Consider the following 275-nt stretch of genomic DNA (forward strand, 5'->3'; position numbering starts at 1 on the left):
TACCCGTTCTCAAAAGCATTTTCAGGGTTGTCCTGGCTGCAAGGGCTTCCCCCGCCTCCACCAATCGGTGCGCAGTCGCCCTCGAAGTTGTAAACAATATCGTTGCCCGCGATGATCAGCCAGGTAACGCCCGCATCCGGTGAAAAATAAGCGTCGAAGCCCTCAATGGTCGCAGTGGTAGAACTGATAAATCCATTCCCAGCGGTAACATTCACGGTAAAAACAACCCAATAGGTAGTCGCAACACCGGCCTGACCAGCCAGCATCTCGGGGGT

Annotated in this window: 1 protein-coding gene; it reads right to left on the reverse strand. The window is 54.2% G+C overall.

Translation table 11 applies throughout. The annotated features are described in order from the left end of the window. The coding region (locus A7A78_RS15110; RefSeq protein WP_165593555.1) for a hypothetical protein at nucleotides 1-275 on the reverse strand (275 nt) is incomplete at both ends.

Origin of the sequence: Aequorivita soesokkakensis (assembly GCF_001641085.1) — a bacterium.
GTDB lineage: Bacteria > Bacteroidota > Bacteroidia > Flavobacteriales > Flavobacteriaceae > Aequorivita > Aequorivita soesokkakensis.